Origin of the sequence: Microcoleus sp. AT3-D2, assembly GCF_036705715.1 — a bacterium.
Lineage (GTDB): Bacteria > Cyanobacteriota > Cyanobacteriia > Cyanobacteriales > Microcoleaceae > Microcoleus.
Window position 1 is genome coordinate 44,297 of the sequence record NZ_JAUBVE010000014.1, and the last position, 17,781, is coordinate 62,077.

Below are 17,781 nucleotides of genomic sequence, written 5' to 3' on the forward strand. Positions count from 1 at the left end.
TGTACTGCCAAAATTACTCATCAATCAGGAATAAAACTGTTAAGTTCTTCGACTAGCAAATGTACTGTTGTTGAAGGATTGTCAGTTTCAGGATTGGGGCGATTGTATTCCTGTAAAAGCCGTTTTGCGTGTTTAATTGCATCCTGCTGTTTGTCTTTTAGTTCCTCATAAATCGTCTCGCTGTTTTTCTTATACTCGTGTCCCAATAACTTGGTTAGCATATTTTGATAATCCTGGCGAGAAATTCCCGTATTATAAAAATGGAAGTGCAGCAAATACCACAATTCAAAAGCATCATTTGAATAAGCTACGTCAATGCCGTTATTTCTTGCAAGAGTTATGGCTGAATTAAAATTTTGCGAGTCGTTAGGATTTTTAGGGTTTTTATCGCGATCGAACACACACCAAAATCGGTCTTTTTCGTCGGATTCTGTGTCGTTTTTTAACTCAATAGCTTTTTCTACTAAACTCTTCGTATTTTTTCCTTCTCCTTTGATATCCAGCTTAATTACCTTTGTGTCTACCGGGAAACTTCTAAAATAGTTGGGTTCTGTTTTCTCACCTTCGCACACGATTAAAAACCATCTTCTAGTTTTAACCTTTCTATTGTAGTAATCAATATTTGTTTTTCTAGACGAACTTTTTTTATTCATGAAGTTCACCTATTAGTTCTTTGAAATTACCAATAAAAGGGATAGCTCCATACTTACCCATAATGTAATCGCGCTCAAGTGAGGCATCTTTTCCTACTTTATACTCTACCAAAGAGTACAAATCAGTAGCGCCCTTGTTGTCCTTTTCGGTAAACCATATTTGATCCTTGCGAAAAGTCTTGCTGCTGAGCAAGTTTGTGTCGTGTGTCGTGAATATAAGCTGTGCGTTGTGCGGATTAGTCTCGTTAGAATTGAATAAGCAGATTAATTCGCGAGTAATCAGCGGATGCAGTCTGGCATCAAGTTCATCAATTAATAAAATCTTTCCTGTCCTTAAAGTATCCAGAAGAATGCCTGCTAATGCAAACAGTTTGTTTGTTCCCTCGGATTCATGCTTTTCGATATCGAATAGTACCTTAGAAGTCTGCTTACCGTCAGCATCATATTTTGGGTGAAGTGTGTGCACGTGCACCGTAGTTTTGGTTTCAGAGTTAGGGTATAAATTACCGTAGGAGCCACCGTATTTTGCTGTATTATTAGAAATAAAAAATACAGGAGGTGGAATATTAATCCTGATCTCATCAATACCTAAAATACCTAAGTCTAATTTTTTGATAAATTCAATAATATCGTGTCTGTGCCCAGCATTCTCCAAAGACTCCAAGGTTTGCTTGCGGTATTCTCTATCTTCCAAGCCTGATATCAATTGCAAAGTTTTACTGAACCACAGCAATATTTTGCCAGAAATTTTACCATTAAATTGTGCGACTACAGAAAGAAATAAAGCATTACTTCGGGTTTTATCGCTAATGCCTTGTCCCTCTGGGAAATCATCTAATATATAATTATCAAAATCCCGTTCAAAAAGCATTTTTTCTTGACTGTCATCAGCTTGAAATAGCCACTCAGAAACAACTTCCCGCGCGTTCACCTCAAAACCGTACCTAAAACTTTTGTCTTCTAGTAGAAAAACGATTTCAAAGAAAGACGGCTCTTTTTCTGTCTCCGTACTTAGCCTGAATGCTTCAATATCGATCGCCTCTGAAACTTGCGTTTCTTTGGATGAGTTGAGGACAAACCATTTCATAAAGTTAATAGCATCGATAAGATTGCTTTTGCCGCTTGCATTAGCTCCATAAATAGCAGCACTTTTGAGTAAGCTTAACTTATCATTAATTGGGAATACATTATTTTCGTTCAGCTCTTTGTCTTCCTCAGTAATTGACGAGGCTACCATGCTGAGGGTGACAGTTTCTTTAAAAGATTTGTAGTTGCCGAGGCTGAATCCAATCAGCATAACTTGCCTCCGATCGCCTAAATTAGTATAACGTGCAAATTTTGCAATTCTTTCTATGATAACACAACCATCTACCTCAGCTAACACTGAGTGCTAACCATGCGAATCCTCCAAATTATCCCCTCAATTTCCCTCGTCTACGGCGGGCCGAGTCAAATGGTACTCGGACTTTCTGGCGCCCTCGCGGCCAAAAACATTGATGTGACGATTATCACCACAGATTCTAACGGAGATATCGGCCAACATCCCTTAGATGTCCCCTTAAATCAACCAATAAAACAAAACGGCTATCAGATTATTTATTTCCGCTGTTCTCCGTTTCGTAGATATAAGTTTTCTCTGAGTTTATTGCAGTGGTTAAATGAAAATGCGCGACAGTTTGACCTGGCTCACATTCACGCTCTTTTCTCACCAGTAACTACCCTGGCGGCTACAATTGCAAGATATCATCATTTGCCGTACATTATCCGTCCCTGCGGTATGCTTGACCCCGCCGACTTGCAGAAAAAAAAGCGCTTGAAACAGATTTATGCCACGCTTTTAGAACGCCCTAATTTAGCAGGGGCAGCCGCAATTCATTTCACAAGTAAAGAAGAGGCTAAAATCTCAGAAAGATTTGGTTTGGGCAGCACAGACAAGGTGCCTGTACCACGGGATTTGGTGATTCCATTGGGGGTGACAGCAGGTTTGTTTCCTAAGAGATTGCGAGAATCTCAAGTGCCAATCATCTTATTTATGTCGCGAATTGAACCTAAAAAAGGGCTTGATTTGCTAATTCCAGCATTAGAAAGTATTTTAGGATCGGGCATAGAGTTTCACTTTGTTTTAGCTGGTTCTAATCCCCAAGATGCTGATTATGAAACACAAATTAAAGTAAAAATTCAGAATTCAAGCTTAGCAAAATACACAACCATAACTGGCTTTGTGAGCGGTGATTTAAAAGTTGAACTATTGACAAAAGCTGACTTATTTGTATTGCCTTCTTATTACGAAAACTTTGGTATTGCTGTAGCAGAAGCGATGGCAGCCGGTGTACCTGTCGCCATTTCCGATCGCATACATATTGCGGAAGACATACAGCAAGCAGAAGCTGGGTGGGTGGGGCCTTTGGAAGTAGGGGCGATCGCCAATTCAATCAAATCAGCACTTCTGAATCCACAGGAACGTCAACGCCGGGGATTGAATGGCAAAGAGTATGCAAGAAAGCATTATAACTGGGATGCGATCGCCCAGCAAACCATCGATGCTTACCAGGAGATTTTGTCATCTCTTAACTAATGCAACAGCCGTTTACCTTTTACTTCTTCTCCTGCTTCGACTTCTTGTGCCGCTGCTATCAGAATTTGCAGGCGAGATTTTTTCAACGCTGCTATTACTTTTAACAGCAGTAGACTCAGAGTTTGAGGTAGCAGTCGCGGATTTTCTTCTAATTATAATCGGAACATTAACAGAGCGACCGCAGGGTCTGCCGAAGGAATCTATTTTCCTTCGATAATCGCAGATTGCCGCCTCTGCAATCGGTTCTTGACAATCATTAATAAAGCTTTGTGCTAATTGGTAATTCTTGCCGTCTCCCTGCTTTGAGAAAAGTTCTCCAGCTTGCTGAAAATCTGATACAGCTTGCGATTTAGTTCCCAACATACAGCGAATAGCACCTCGTTCCAAATAAGCCAAACCATAATTAGGATTAATGCGAATAGCTTGTTCGTAATCCCCGATCGCCTTTTGCTTGTTTCCCAATTCATAGTATGCTTGACCGCGACCGAAATAAGCTTCTGCCAAGTTAGGATTAAATTGCAGCGCTCGATCGTAATTGTAAATTGCCTGCTGCTTGTTTCCCTGTTGGCCAGTAGCAATTCCCAATCCGAGGTAAGCTTGAGGTATGTTCGGATTCAGCGCTAAAGCTTGAGTAAAATTGGCTATCGCCCCCGGAACATCTCCCTTTTGAACTTTTAAAGAACCTTGGTTGCTGAAATTTGCAGCTTTTTGAGCGATCGCAACTCTTTGACTGATCACAGCGTGATTGGCTCGGTAATTAGATAACTTATTTTGAGCTAGATTATAAACAGGTGTACGTGAATCGATCGCTTCTAAAAGTGCGATCGCCTGTTGCCATTTACTTTGCGACTGCTGCCAAACTTCGATCGGATGAGGCGGTTTTTGCACAACCACAGCAGCTTCCATCGCCAATTTTTGAGCCGTTGCTAGACTTTCTGCCGCCTGTAAATTTTGCGCTACTGGAACCAAACTCGGGCGCAGTTGCAGCAAATCTGCTCTAGCTTGCTGATACCCAAAGCCGGGGAAGTTAGGAATTTTCTCTAAATTGGCGATCGTTTCTTTAAGTCGTCGATCGAAACTTCTGAGCAGATTTACATCGGTGGCTTTCCCTGCATTCTGCGTTTCAACTGCCAGTATTTTAGCTTGCTTCAGCGTTTCATTTCCCGATCGCATAAAGGCGATCGTCCCTACACCTGTCCCCAACACCAAAACCCCTAAACCTGCTAATAAAGCTGCGGGTATTTTGCGACTTCGCGAATTATTAACTTGATTGTTAATTCGTGATTGCTGTACCCTTCGAGTCTGACGAGATTGTTGCGATTCCGGTTCTGAATCCACCTCCAAATCCCAAGCCGGCAACTGCAAATCATCTGCTGCTGTTCCCGCTGTCAACTCCCTACTAATGGAAGCAATATTATGGCTATTTCCGCTGTAATACTTGTCAACCAAACTCTGCAATCCTGCCTGATATCCTTCTCCTACGGCCTGAAATCTCCACTCTCCATTCTTTTTATACAAACGACCAAATTCTACAGCAGTCTCTCGCGAAAAATTTTCTTTTAATTCATAGCGAACCAGTTCGCTTCCCGTATCCAAATTGGTAATTTTGATAAAAGCATTTTTGATATTGCTAAAATTGGCATTGATTTTATCTGCTTCGTGAATAGTGACCGCAAAAGTTATTTCCTCAATTTCAGGATTGATTTTCTCTAAAATAACTCCGTAAATAGTCTTATTCTCCTGACCTCGGTTGTTTTTGTCAGGAATCGATTGCAGTACCGAACCGTCACAGGATTGCAGATTATTGTAAAAGATAAAATATTTATCGTTAGGTAGTTTGCCGTCAGCACCTAGCATAAAAGCAGAGACATCAATCTCGTAGCTTTGTCCTGCCTCTGTCACCTGCCAACCGAGGGCGATCGCCATTTTTTTTAAACCGGGCGCTTCTTTAGATATATTAAATCTCTCACCCTTACTTAATTGCATTGCCATCTGCTTATTTGTTAAACATAAAATTTTATACTCCTAATCTTAATGTTAAGTGGCACAATAAGTTATTTAATTAATGAAATTTAACAGAGTTTCTCTAATCGCGGGCTTGATTAAAAATATCTGCTGCCTGTATCTGAATTTATTGAGATTTACTTACAGAGAATTACCTAAGTGAAAACCGGGCTTGATTCCCAAGCGGTTTCTACAATTGAACTTAATTTGACATTGGTTTGGAGCATTTTCAGGACTAGGTAACAAGGTAACAAATTTACTAAAATCTCCAGACGAGACTGTTCCGCTTCCGGTTCTTGCTTCACCTCCAACTCCCCAGCCGGAAACTGCAAATAATCGGCAGTTCCCGCTGCCAAGTCGTGAGTAATGGGAGCAATATTATTACGATTTTAGCTGCAATACTTGTCAACAAAACTCTGCAATCCTGCCTGATATCCTGCTCCTACCGCCTGAAATCTCCACTCTCCATTCTTTCTATACAAACGACCAAATTCTACAGCAGTCTCTCGCGAAAAATTCTCTTTTAATTCATAGCGAACAAGTTCGTTTTCTGTATCCAAATTGTAAATCTTGATAAAAGCATTTTTTATATGGCTAAAATTTGCATTAATCTTTTCTGCTTCGTGAATAGTGACAACAAAAGTTATTTCCTCAATTTCAGGATTAAGTCTTTTTAAGATAACGCCGTAAATCGTTTTATTCTCTTGACTTCGGTTGCTTTTATCCCGAATCAATTGCAGTACCGAACTGTCACCGGATTGCAGATTATTGTAAAAGATAAAATATTTATCGTTAGGTATTTTGCCGTCAGCACCTAGCATAAAGGCAGAGACATCTATCTCGTAGCTTTGTCCTGCCTCTGTCACCTGCCAACCGAGGGCGATCGCCATTTTTTTCAAACCGGGCGCTTCTTTAGATATATTAAATCTCTCACCCTTACTTAATTGCATTACCATCTGCTTATTTGTTAAACATCAAACTTTATAGCGTTCATGTTAATATTAAGTGAGACAATTACTTTTGTTCTTTAAGAAAACTTAATATTTTGTCTCTAATAGCGGGTCTCATTAAAAATATGTGCTGCCGCTCTCCGAATTTATTGAGATTTACTCATAGAGAATTACCTAAGCAAAAACCGGGCTTTCTACAAAACCCGGTTTCAACAATTGAACTTAGTTTGACTCTAATTTTGAACATTTTCTGAACTAGGTGGCAAGGTCACAAAATTCCCAAAAGCTCCAACCGTTTGATAGCTTTTTTTCCCTAATTCAGTTGTGTAAATACTGACAACACCATAATTTTGACGCTGCGTTGTATTGTCTAGCAAGCTTTCGATCGTGCCCCGCTGCGAAGTCAGCAAATTCTTGCAACTGCCGATCAAAGTATCTGTAATGCCGCCCAAAGCTTTCGGCACGCGAGAATCTTTGCACACAGTGCTTTCCAACTCGTTTTCGAGTACGCCGGAAGCATAAGTTAGGTATTGATCTCTCGCAGGATTCGTAAATGCCATGCCGGCGGCTAGAAGAGTCAGAGCCATCGCGACTTTTCCCACATTGCCGAAAAAATTAGAAGTTGACTTGTTAGTATTCATTGCGTTATCAATATTCATTTTTTTTTAGCCCCGTTGATTTATAAGCTTCTCTTGATTTAAACTACACCTCTTCAGAAACCGATTTCCGAAAGGAGGGGACAGTTTTTAGATTGGAGGCCAGTTGCGAGTAAGTCTCTCACTGGTTTACCTTCCTTTTACGTTTCCCCCTCCCTCAAATCCGGTAAATCTTCAACAAAACATTTAGCTGGTTTTAGCTGGTTTAGCTGGTTCCCAGGCAAAGCGTGGGGACGAGGAGCCTGGAAACGAGGAATTTAAACTTAGTTTCGCTTTGATTTTTGCCGATCGATCTCCCGCTGCAACTCTTCAATCTGACGGCGCAAAGCCTCCGTCTCACTGTTAGGCGTTTGCGACTTCACATCAACCGCACCCTCAGCTACAGCCCGCTTGTAGTTCCCTAGCTTAATTTGGCGGTATTCCTCGGAACTGGCCCAGTCTCGCAAATACCGCAGGCGTTCCACCGGGAAAGGGTGACTCAGCATCACGCCCTGACCACCGTTGTAAAGTAAAAATTTATACACTTGGTTGAGATTGTCTCGATCGAGCTCTTGATAGTTGTCAGACTGGCGGATAAATTCTTGCAAACTGCATTGGTCAGCATATTTACTGCTAACTCCCGCCAGTTGCATCATCGTCTTCATCACACTGTTCAAGTCATCCGTTACCAACAAAGCCGCCCGGTCTGCCGACAATTCAGCCTTGCGCCGCCACTCGTAAAAAGCGAAAATTAAACCGCTACCGACCATATTTCCCAGCCCGAAAGTCATCTCGCCAATTGTCGATGCGACGCTCATCGCCCACATCGCCATTTGATTTAAAGTTGGATGACCGCATTTAATGTGTCCCAACTCGTGAGCCAAGACTACCCGCAGTTCCGCCTCGTCCAACAAGTCTAAAAGACCAGTGTTTAATACTACATAAGGTTGGTTTTTTCCCAGGGCATAGCTGTTAACTGAGGGATTCTGAGAAACAAACAAACCCGGTTCTGGAAAAACATCTAAAGCCTGCACGCACTCCCGAAATATATGATAAATGCTGGCATATTGGCGTGGCCCGACTTGAATGCTATTTCCCATTAGGTAAACGAATTGCGGTCGTTCGTAGACAAATTCTACAAATTTGCTGGCAATTAAGTCAAATCCAGGCACGCTGCGTAACGCTTCCTCAGCTTGGCGATCGAGGGGATGCTGAAATGCTTCGCTAGAAATTCCCGTATAAGTAGGCATAGTTGTTGCAAAAGTTACATTCAAGATATCAGGATTGCCGATCGCTGCTGGTGCTAGCTGGCGCCTAACTTATAATATTATCGCGACAAATATTCAACTGTTGTGGAATAGGGCGGAAAGCCTGTTCAAATTAGCGTTAAAATTGTGATTCTGGTACAGGCGCGATCGACAAACCTCTTTCACAGGGCCTGTGTATCGCCTCACCCAAAAATTGGAACGTGCAAAAATGGCTATCCTGCAACTCGAAAACGGTACAACCTACACTCAACAAAGCGACATTACCCGAGAACTCGCTCCCTTAAACATTCAACTCAACCGCTGGCCCGTGGGTGACAGCCCTGAAATTCAAAATTTGTTAGCTAAAGATGCTCTTGACGACAATCAAAAAGAGCAAGTGTTGCAAGCCCTCGACGGCTACTTTCAACAACTCAAGGAAACCGCAGGCTATCAATCGCGCGACTTAATCGTACTGCACCCAGAAATTCCCAACCTCGACACCATGCTGTCCAAATTCAACAAGTGCCACATCCACGCCGATGATGAAGTCCGCTATATCGTAGCAGGCGAGGGCATTTTCGGCTTCGTGCGGCCCGACGGCAGCCAAGTCGAACTCACAGTGCAGCCGGAAGAATTTATCAACGTACCGGCGAATACAGAACACTGGTTTTATTTGACAGCAGCCCGGAAAGTTAAAGCGGTGCGCTATTTTACCACCCAAGAAGGCTGGACGCCGGAGTATACCGATACGGAAATTCGATCGGGCTTAGCCATCGTTTAAATATGCCAGCTAAAGATAAGTTTCATGAACTCGTCAAGATTGCCCTCCAAAATCAGGATTGGACAATTACTCATGATCCTTATCATATCGATCTGGGATTTGTGGATTTTTATATCGATCTGGGTGCAGAACAGTTATTAGCAGCTACAAAGGATAATGAAAAAATTGCGGTTGAAATCAAAACGTTTTTAGCACCATCGACTATTTCAGAATTTCATACCGCAGTGGGACAATTTATTAACTATCGGATTGCATTAGAATATGACGATCCAGAGAGAACTCTCTACTTGGCAGTTCCCTTAGATGTTTACACGAGATTTTTCAACTACTCATTTATTCAAAGGGTGATTGAACGCAATCAAATTCCGCTTTTAGTTTACGATACCGAAAAAGAGGAGATTTCTCAATGGATAAAGTAAGTTTGTATCGTCAATATATTCAGGAGTTGCTAACTGAACGATCCCAGCGACGATCGCCTAGCGATCCAGTTTCCAGCGAGACGATTTTCGATCGGGTAAGTGATCGCTATCAACTTGTAAATGTGGGTTGGAAAAACGGTAGCACTCGAATTTATGGCTGTGTGATTCATGTAGATATTAAAGATGGTAAAATTTGGGTGCAGCATGACGGGACTGAAGAAGCGATCGCCAATCAATTAATAGCACGAGGTGTCCCATCCCAGGAAATTGTGCTAGCCTATCATGCACCTCATGTCCGACAATACACCGAATTTGCAGTTGGTTGATCCGCCTCAAATTTTGTGGTTTGAAGATTGCAAAATGCTCAAAGCAACCGCCTCCGCCACCTTAATCCCATCAATCCCCGCCGACAGAATTCCACCTGCATATCCTGCACCTTCCCCAGCAGGATAAAGACCTTCTGTATTCAAACTCTGATAATCTTCCTTGCGTTTAATCCGAATTGGTGAAGAAGTGCGCGTTTCCACCCCAGTCAAAACCGCATCATCCATCGCAAATCCTTTAATCTGTTTATCAAAAGCCGGAAGTGCTTCGCGGATGGCTGCGATCGCATAATCTGGCAAACTTTCGCTCAAATCAGTCATCACAACTCCCGGCGTATAAGACGGCTGCACACTGCCTAGCGCCGTGGAAGGGCGATTTGCCAAAAAATCACCCACAAGCTGCCCAGGGGCGTTGTAAGTGCCACCTCCTAACTCAAATGCCCGTTCTTCTAAGCGACGCTGAAACTCAATTCCTGCCAAGGGATGACCGGGATAATCCTCCGGCGTGATACCTACCACAATCCCGCTGTTAGCATTGCGTTCATTGCGAGAATATTGACTCATCCCATTAGTAACAAGTCGCCCCGGTTCGGACGCAGCCGCTACTACCAAACCACCGGGACACATACAGAAACTATATACAGAACGATTGTTTTGGCAATGGTGAACCAGTTTGTAATCGGCGGCGCCCAAAAGCTTATGGCCCGCCCGATCGCCAAAACGACAGCGATCGATGATAGTCTGCGGATGTTCCACCCGAAAACCAATAGAAAAAGGTTTAGCCTCGATGTAAACCCCGCGCGAAAACAACATTTCAAAAGTATCGCGGGCGCTGTGTCCCACCGCCAGAACTATATAATTACTAGCAATATATTCTCCACTGGCTAGGGTAACTCCCTGCACTTTTCCATTTTCGATATGGATATCTTCTACACGAGTTTGAAACCGAATTTCTCCGCCTAATGATTCAATTTGGGCGCGAAGACTTTGGACAATTCCAACCAGTTTGAACGTGCCAATATGCGGTTTATTAATATATAAAATTTCTGGTGAAGCTCCCGCATTCACAAGTTCCGTCAACACCTTCCGCCCATAATGCTGAGGATCTTTAACTTGGCTGTAGAGTTTTCCATCGGAAAAAGTACCCGCACCACCTTCGCCAAACTGGGCGTTAGATTCTGGGTTGAATTCTGATTTTTTCTTCCAAAATCCAAAGGTGTCAACCGTGCGATCGCGCACTGCTTTTCCGCGTTCTAAAAGGATGGGACGAAACCCCATTTGTGCCAGCATCAGACCTGCAAACATACCGCACGGCCCTGTACCAATCACAATGGGGCGAATCGTCAAATTGCTGGGGGCTTTGGCTGCAAAGCGATAACTCGTGTCTGGTGTCACCATTACATGAGGATCTTTTTTGAAGCGTTGGAGAAGTTGCTTTTCCTGTGTCGTCTCTACATCCACAATATAGACAAGGAGGATTTCTGCTTTTTTACGAGCATCGTAGCTGCGCTTGAAGATGGAATAGCTGAGCAATTCTTCGGGGGGAATTTGCAGCTTTTTGAGAATGGCACTGGCGATCGCATCTTGAGGATGATCTAGGGGGAGTTTTATTTCGGTTATTCGTAACATATAGTGGAAGGAAGAAGGAAGAAGGAAGAAGGAAGAAGGAAGAAGGAAGAATAAAAATCCCGAACAGAAGTATTATAACTATTTAACCGGAGCTCCTACGGGCGATCGTTATGGGTTGATCGATTTTTGATTTTAGATTGAAGAAACGTTATAATAAGCAAAAAATTAAGTTTTGTAAAGACCCTTGACTGCAACATTTACACCCAAAAACAGCCGCACCTGGCACGCTCTCAACCCCCTCTGGCAAGGAGCCGAAGACGCAGTACAGAAGGGTTTGCCCCATACCAAGCTCGCGCCGGCATGGCAAATACTGCTCCTGGGCGACGGTTCCCCCACCCGTCACCTGCAACTGCTGACAGGGGAACCCACAGAAGTTGATGTCATCGATATGTCTTTAGTGGGTGAAGACGCAGACGGCGCGCCCCAGCAAATTGTCGCGGTTCCGGGGCCGCGCCTGCGCCGCCAAGTGTGGCTGCGGACTGCTTCGGGACAGCGCTTAGCCTATGCGACTTCTTGGTGGGAAGCGAGTCATGTAGATGAATATTTACAAAATAAATCTTTGCCAATTTGGGCTAGTTTAGCGCGGCTGCGAACAGAATTGTATCGCGATGTGCAGGGCATTTATTGCGGTGATTCGGTGGCCTTGGAGTCAGCTTTTGAACAGTCGGGGCCTTTTTGGGGACGACACTATTTGTTTTGGCATCATGGTAAGCCCTTGACTCTGATTTATGAGGTTTTTTCTCCTTATTTAACTAAGTATTTGGGCCCGATGAAATTGGATGTGGATTGAGATGCTATCGGCTTATCTAGGGTTTGGGCATCTGACGCACTTTACTAATTGTGACACGCTTGCCTTAGTTCTTTTTGATAAACCGCGAAGGACACAAAGAAGAAGAGGAAGATAGATCGGGAGGGTATACAGCCGGATTTGGTATGAGCTTCCCCGACTTCTTGAAGAAGTCGGGGAGCTGGATTTTCTACCTATTCATAGTTGTTCGACGAAAATTTACTCGCAAACCGTCGCGAGGATGAGGCATCGGTATTGCGATCAAATTCAAATCTTGATCCGGTAACAGATCCCACTCGTACTCCCGAACCATCTTTGCTGCAAACAACTTCATCTCTAACCGGGCAAATTCTTTGCCCAAACATTCTCGCAAACCGCCGCCAAATGGCACGTAGCTGAAAGGTTTAGGCGATCGCTCCGAGCTAAATCGATCGGGGTCGAATCGATCGGGTTCAGGATAAAGTTGACTATCCTGATGGGTTTGAGTAATCCCAGAAACAACGCTCCAACCCTTGGGAATTTCATAGCCGCCGAACTCACAAGCATTAATTACTGTCCGAAAAACACCTCCCGCCGGTGGAACTAAACGCAGCACTTCTCGCAGCACCTGTTCTAAATAAGTCATTTGTTTGAGCTGTTCCAAGGTTAGCGGTTCAGTTGCGGGGAACTGCTGCTGTTCGGCCCGCACTTTTGCCATCACATCGGGATGTTGAGCTAGGAGGAGGCAAAAAGAGGCGATCGCCGAAGTTAAAGTTTCGTGTCCCGCAAACAGCAGCAACAGCACTTGATCTTTTAACTCATCCAAACTCAAACTATTTCCCTCGTCATCGCGAGCCGAAATCAGCAAACTCAAAGCATCATTGCCACTAGGAGTTCCTTGCTGGCGATCGCGAATAATCTTTTCCAGTTCTGCCAACAGCAGCTTGCGGCACTTTTTCGCCTTGCCAAACAGAGTCCAAGGCACATCTAAAGGAATCGAAAATAAACCCTTAGACCAAGTTTCAAAATAATGTCCTAGCGCCGTTTCCGAACCCTTTTCCATCCCTACTAACAACTTACCCGCAACATCAAAAGTATAATTTCTCAGTTCAGGATACCAAGTCAGGGTTTCCATTTTGACCCATTTTTCCAAATAGCGCTGAGTGATATCTTCCATCGCGCCGATGTAGCCGGCTAAAGCTCGCGGCTGAAACGCTTGGTACAGCAACTTGCGCCGATTTTGGTGGTTAGCACCCGTTTGCAGCGACAAGGAAAGCGGCCCTAAAAGCGCTTTCGTACTCGGAGGAAAACTCACAACAAAATATTGGTTTTCATTGCTTAAAACAAACAAACTAGCCTCTTGGCCACGCATAAACACGGTAGGCTCTCCGAAAATGCTGGTTTTGAAAATGGGCCCGTACTGCTGGTGGCGTTTTTTGGCAAATTGGGAATCTCGCAAAAACTTGAGGCTATCGCCAATTAGGGGTAAACCGAAACTGCCGGGAGGTAATGCCATTTTAGATTTTAGATTTTAGATTTTAGATTTTTAATATCATATCAATTTTAGTTGGAGGGTGGGCAATACGCACCAGACAAATTTATGAAAAAATAACTTTTCTCTGTTGGTAGCCTGTCGGGTGCGTCTTTAAATTTTAGATTTTAGATTTTAGATTTTAGATTTTAGATTTTAGATTTTAGATTTTAGATTTTTAATATCATATCAATTTTAGTTGTCTAGTTCATCTTGTCAACCAGACAAAATTCTGCTAAAATAACTTTTATATGTTGGCGTCTGTAGGGTTTGTCAGTCTTAAGGTTAGTACAAAAAGAACTGGTTTTTCCAACTGACGCACCTTAGTATTTTGACCAACAAACCCATTTAATTTTCTGCCCTTTTAATCGGAATCTCGATTATAAATTCAGTGCCTTTCCCCACCACGGAGAAACACTTGATTTCACCTTTATGTTTTTCTACAATAATTGAATGGGAAATCGCTAAACCCATCCCCGTTCCTGAACCGACCCGTTTGGTAGTATAGAAGGGGTCAAATATCCGTTGCTTGACTTGATCGGTAATACCTGCACCGTTATCAGAAATTCTAATCACAGCGAGATTACCTTCTACCTCTGTACGAATGCGGATAATTCCCGGATTTTCGAGCGGTTCTTGTAACACGTCAATAGCGTTAGCAATAATATTCATAAACACCTGATTCAATAGTCCGGCGTAGCACTCCACCAGTGGCAATTTGCCGTATTCTTTCACGAGTTGAATTGCGGGGCGCTCAGGCTGAACTTTCAGACGGTGTTCTAAAATCATCAATGTGCTGTCGATGCCTTCGTGAATGTTAACCTTTTTCATGTCAGATTCATCGAGGCGAGAGAAATTTCGCAAACTCCGCACGATATCCCGGATGCGAGTAGCTCCCATCTGCATAGAAGACAGCATTTTTGGCAAATCGTCTAGCAAGAAATCCAGCTCTAACACTTCTATTTCCTGCTGAAGAGCTAAAGAAGGTTCTGGGTATTCATTTCGATACATTTGCAGCAGTTTCATCAGGCTTCCGGCGTATTCTTCTGTGTAGGTAAGATTGCCGAAAATAAAGCTTACCGGGTTATTGATTTCGTGGGCAATTCCTGCTACCATCTGACCGAGACTCGACATTTTTTCTGCCTGCACGAGTTGAGTTTGAGCTTGCTGGAGTTCGCACAGAGTTAATTCGAGTTTGGCAGCTTGTTCTTGCGCTATCCGTGCTGAATCGACGCTTTTAGTGTAAAGTTCAGATTGACTGATGGCGATCGCCAATTGATCGCCAATTGCCTCCATTAACTCCACTTCCTCTTTTGTCCACTTGCGAACCTCCCTGCAAGAAACGCAGCTAACAACACCAGTTAAACCTCCGGCACTTTTAATCGGCAAATCCAAGACAGACTTGTAACCCACCTGCAAAAAGAATTCCCTTTCTACTGGATTGCTGAAAGTGGCAACATCATCTATTTGATAAACTTCCAACTTAGCGATTTTTTGCGGCAGCGTACCCGTTATGTCAGCAGGGTAATAACCCAAAAGCGAGAACAAGTCATCATTTTTAGATTCGTGGACGACATCCCAAGCAGGTGGCGAAGCGTCGGGCAAATACCAGATAAACACACAGCGATCGACTTGCAGCAAGTCGCGAATCTGCTGCACAGTTGTTGCCAAAATAGTATCTAAATCTAGAGATTCGCGGATATTACTAGCTAGCTGGTTGAGCAGCGTTTCCTGCTCCGCTAACTTGCGGAATCGCGCTTCTGAAGCTTGCAATTTTCGTTGATCTTCTTTTTGTTGTGTAACGTCCAAACCCAAACCGATTAAGCCGATCGCGCTGCCATTGCCATCTTTTACCTTAGCTTTGATTACCTCTAAATGGTGATTTTTACCATCAGCAAACTGGATAATTTCATCAGCATAAAAAGGAGTATCTTGACTCCAGACTTGCACGTCAGACGCCATGCAGTTAGCAAATGCTTCTGCTCCCAAAATTTCACAAGAGTGAGATGCTGCCAAAAATTTTTCTTCAGGAACGTTGACAGATTCGCAAAAAGTTTTGTTAACCAAAAGCATCTTACCTTTAGTGTCAGTCAGCCATACCCAGATCGGAGCGTTGTCAATAATTGCCCTCAAAGTTTGCTTTTGTCTGGCGAGAGCTTCTTCTGTTTGTTTCCGCTTAATTCCCAGGGCGATCGTATCGGCACTTGACGCCAAAGCAATCAGCGTTGATTCGTTCAACTCTTGGCGAGCAAACATCGCGATTACTCCCAGCAACTGATTGTCAATAATTAGCGGATATCCAGCAAAAGCCACCATTCCTTCTCGTGAGGCCCATTTTTTGTCCTGGATTAGGGGATCTTCTTTCACACAATTAGTGATGTGAGGTTGTCGCTCCAGGGCGATTAAACCAATCTTGAACTCGCCGACAGCAATACGGCTGTGAGCGCCGTCAATATGAGTATATATCCCCGCGCTTGCTTGCAGTTGCAATACATTTCTGTCTTCATTCAATGTCCAAATCCGAGCAAAGGCAACATCCAAATGGCGCACAACTGCATCGGCGCAATATTGCAAAGTTGTACGCAAACCCTGGTTTTGAGTTAGAACAATTCCCACATCTGCTGTGAATAAAGAAAGTTTCAATTGTTCTGCTAAAGCTTGTTCTGCTATTTTTCGCTCTGTAATGTCCGTAGCAGCACCGAGACGCTGCTTAATTTTTCCCTCCTCTGTTCTGCTAAATACAATATTCCGGCTGACTAACCAGTGCCAACAATTCTGTTTGTCGCGTACCCGATATTCGTACTCAATAACTTCGCCGTCGGGAGCATTTTCTAATTGCTGAAAATAGCCGGGAAATTTAGCTAAGTCGTCAGGGTGGATGATGGTGGGCAGCAGATTGCTGCCCATGTTTTCAACTTCTGCGCTCGTATAGCCGAGGGTGTCACTGATTTCGCGATTGCTGTAGACATTTCGCTGCTCGCTTTCATCGTAAACAAAGAGAAGATTCGGACTGGTATTGGCAATTCGCTCAACAAAACGCTGACTCTCTTGCAGCGCTGCTTCTGCTTGTTTTTGAGCGGTAATGTCGCGGCCGACACCATACATCAATTCTTCCTCCCAGAAACAGCTACCAGTCCAGGCTATCCACTTGTAAGAACCGTTCCGACAGCGCCAGCGGTTTTCAAACCCAACGGTATTATTCCCCGCAGCAAGACTTTCAGCTTCTTTTAAAGTAGCTTCGCGATCGTCTGGATGCACGAATTCAATGAAGAGTTGGCCAACCATTTCTTCTGGGGAATAGCCGAGGATTTTTTCTGCTGCTGGGTTGATGCGTTTTACATAACCGTCAAAACTAAGGACGCACAGCATATCTAGCGAGAGGGTAAAAAAGCGATCGCCCCCGTTGGGTTCGCTGGATGGGCGATCGTTTTGGGGTGCGACAGCAGAAGCTTTTGAACCAGCCGATACCGCCAAAAACACAATATTTGCTATTGCCAAAAAGCCCAGGGCGAGTTGGCTATCGTAGAAATTATCACCGCTACCAGCTACGAGCCACCCGTTTAAGACAAGCAGTACAATTATCAAAATTGAGAATAAACTGCCAGGGGCGATCGTCCCTACGCTAATTTTTTTTTCATACTTCTTGCTGCCTTCTGCCTTTTCTATTCTGGTGACTGCTGCCGTAATTTTTGTCCACAACACTTGCAGGAATTTCACCAATTTAGTGCTTTTGGATTCTCCTAATTGAACTGAATGTTTCATTCTTTTACTCTATAGTTACTTTGAGTTGTGCTGATTTAAAAATTACAATAAAGATGTTTAAATATTATAAATATTTCCTATTGTGCGAATTCTAGTATTGGATACTTGCGTAAATGTACGCAACACGAGGCGATAATTAAGTGTATTTACGTAAGTAGCCACCAATCTCTTTTTAGCTGGGGTACGCATTTTCTAATTTTTCCGACTCATAGAGAAAGTTTACTTATAATACTACGCGACATATTGTTGTTAGTCATTGGACATTTGGCCTAATTTAGCTAGTCCTAGACGCAGAACCTAATTATCTAGGCTGCGCCTGAAGCTGCTTACCGCCTTATAGTAGCGTGTTATACCGCACTTTTTGCGTCTAGAAATAACTGGGTTTGATGTAGGAAAATACTGCGTTTAGCGCCCTGGCGGTGGGTTGAAAAATCAGGAATATTAGTCAAGTTCAAGCAGGTTGAATTTGAGCATAAATTATGAATTTAAAATAAAGATTAACTGCT

At 43.3% G+C, this 17,781-nt stretch carries 15 protein-coding genes; 5 read left to right on the forward strand and 10 right to left on the reverse strand.

The genetic code is table 11. From position 1 onward, the window contains the following. Window positions 1-20 precede the first annotated feature (20 nt). Window positions 21-653 (reverse strand): RloB family protein, encoded by a 633-nt coding sequence (locus QUB44_RS08760; protein WP_333166172.1) that lies wholly within the window; start codon window positions 651-653, stop codon window positions 21-23. Beyond that, window positions 646-2,037 carry an ATP-binding protein gene (locus tag QUB44_RS08765; RefSeq protein ID WP_333166174.1) on the reverse strand — a complete coding sequence of 464 codons (1,392 nt, stop codon included), beginning with the start codon at window positions 2,035-2,037 and terminating at the stop codon, window positions 646-648. Before QUB44_RS08765 ends, QUB44_RS08760 begins: the two co-directional genes overlap by 8 nt. A gap of 12 nt (window positions 2,038-2,049) precedes the next feature. Between QUB44_RS08765 and hpsP the strand changes: the two genes are divergently transcribed. Continuing rightward, window positions 2,050-3,228 (forward strand): hormogonium polysaccharide biosynthesis glycosyltransferase HpsP, encoded by a 1,179-nt coding sequence (gene hpsP, locus QUB44_RS08770; RefSeq protein WP_333365639.1) that lies wholly within the window; start codon window positions 2,050-2,052, stop codon window positions 3,226-3,228. Between the two features lie 12 nt (window positions 3,229-3,240). Here the strand turns inward: hpsP and QUB44_RS08775 are convergent, their stop codons facing one another. The 5 genes from QUB44_RS08775 to QUB44_RS08795 form a co-directional block, all read right to left on the reverse strand. Continuing rightward, on the reverse strand, window positions 3,241-5,214 hold the full coding sequence (locus QUB44_RS08775) for a TerD family protein (protein WP_333365643.1): 1,974 nt from the start codon (window positions 5,212-5,214) through the stop codon (window positions 3,241-3,243). Window positions 5,215-5,387: 173 nt separating this feature from the next. Beyond that, complete coding sequence (locus QUB44_RS08780; protein ID WP_333365646.1) at window positions 5,388-5,588, reverse strand: hypothetical protein; 201 nt, start codon at window positions 5,586-5,588, stop codon at window positions 5,388-5,390. Between the two features lie 33 nt (window positions 5,589-5,621). Next, the gene (locus tag QUB44_RS08785) at window positions 5,622-6,188 is read right to left on the reverse strand and encodes a TerD family protein (RefSeq protein WP_445299880.1); all 567 of its coding nucleotides are present in this window, start codon (window positions 6,186-6,188) and stop codon (window positions 5,622-5,624) included. A gap of 227 nt (window positions 6,189-6,415) precedes the next feature. Beyond that, window positions 6,416-6,841: a DUF4359 domain-containing protein gene (locus QUB44_RS08790; protein ID WP_333365652.1), complete on the reverse strand. Its 426-nt coding sequence runs from the start codon at window positions 6,839-6,841 to the stop codon at window positions 6,416-6,418. A gap of 260 nt (window positions 6,842-7,101) precedes the next feature. Beyond that, entirely contained in the window at window positions 7,102-8,067 is a 966-nt protein-coding gene (locus QUB44_RS08795; protein WP_333365655.1) for a M48 family metallopeptidase, read from the reverse strand. 226 nt (window positions 8,068-8,293) lie between these two features. Here QUB44_RS08795 and QUB44_RS08800 point away from each other — a divergent pair, with 226 nt between their 5' ends. Genes QUB44_RS08800 through QUB44_RS08810 form a run of 3 tightly spaced genes read left to right on the forward strand, consistent with a single transcriptional unit; the run spans window position 8,294 to window position 9,590 of the window. Continuing rightward, the gene (locus QUB44_RS08800; protein ID WP_333365658.1) at window positions 8,294-8,845 is read left to right on the forward strand and encodes an acireductone dioxygenase; all 552 of its coding nucleotides are present in this window, start codon (window positions 8,294-8,296) and stop codon (window positions 8,843-8,845) included. Window positions 8,846-8,847: 2 nt separating this feature from the next. Next, entirely contained in the window at window positions 8,848-9,264 is a 417-nt protein-coding gene (locus tag QUB44_RS08805; RefSeq protein ID WP_333365661.1) for a XisH family protein, read from the forward strand. Next, the gene (locus tag QUB44_RS08810) at window positions 9,252-9,590 is read left to right on the forward strand and encodes a XisI protein (RefSeq protein ID WP_333365664.1); all 339 of its coding nucleotides are present in this window, start codon (window positions 9,252-9,254) and stop codon (window positions 9,588-9,590) included. The genes QUB44_RS08805 and QUB44_RS08810 overlap by 13 nt, the downstream gene beginning before the upstream one ends. Window positions 9,591-9,596: 6 nt before the next feature. Here the strand turns inward: QUB44_RS08810 and QUB44_RS08815 are convergent, their stop codons facing one another. Then, window positions 9,597-11,216, reverse strand: a complete 1,620-nt coding sequence (locus tag QUB44_RS08815; protein ID WP_333365667.1) for an NAD(P)/FAD-dependent oxidoreductase — start codon at window positions 11,214-11,216, stop codon at window positions 9,597-9,599. Between the two features lie 184 nt (window positions 11,217-11,400). Here QUB44_RS08815 and QUB44_RS08820 point away from each other — a divergent pair, with 184 nt between their 5' ends. Beyond that, window positions 11,401-12,006, forward strand: coding sequence for a chorismate lyase (locus QUB44_RS08820; protein WP_333229969.1), 606 nt, complete (start codon window positions 11,401-11,403; stop codon window positions 12,004-12,006). 187 nt (window positions 12,007-12,193) lie between these two features. Here the strand turns inward: QUB44_RS08820 and QUB44_RS08825 are convergent, their stop codons facing one another. Both QUB44_RS08825 and QUB44_RS08830 read right to left on the reverse strand, forming a co-directional pair. Next, window positions 12,194-13,498 carry a cytochrome P450 gene (locus tag QUB44_RS08825; RefSeq protein ID WP_333365671.1) on the reverse strand — a complete coding sequence of 435 codons (1,305 nt, stop codon included), beginning with the start codon at window positions 13,496-13,498 and terminating at the stop codon, window positions 12,194-12,196. Between the two features lie 363 nt (window positions 13,499-13,861). Continuing rightward, window positions 13,862-17,275 (reverse strand): PAS domain S-box protein, encoded by a 3,414-nt coding sequence (locus tag QUB44_RS08830; RefSeq protein WP_333365674.1) that lies wholly within the window; start codon window positions 17,273-17,275, stop codon window positions 13,862-13,864. Window positions 17,276-17,781 lie beyond the last annotated feature (506 nt).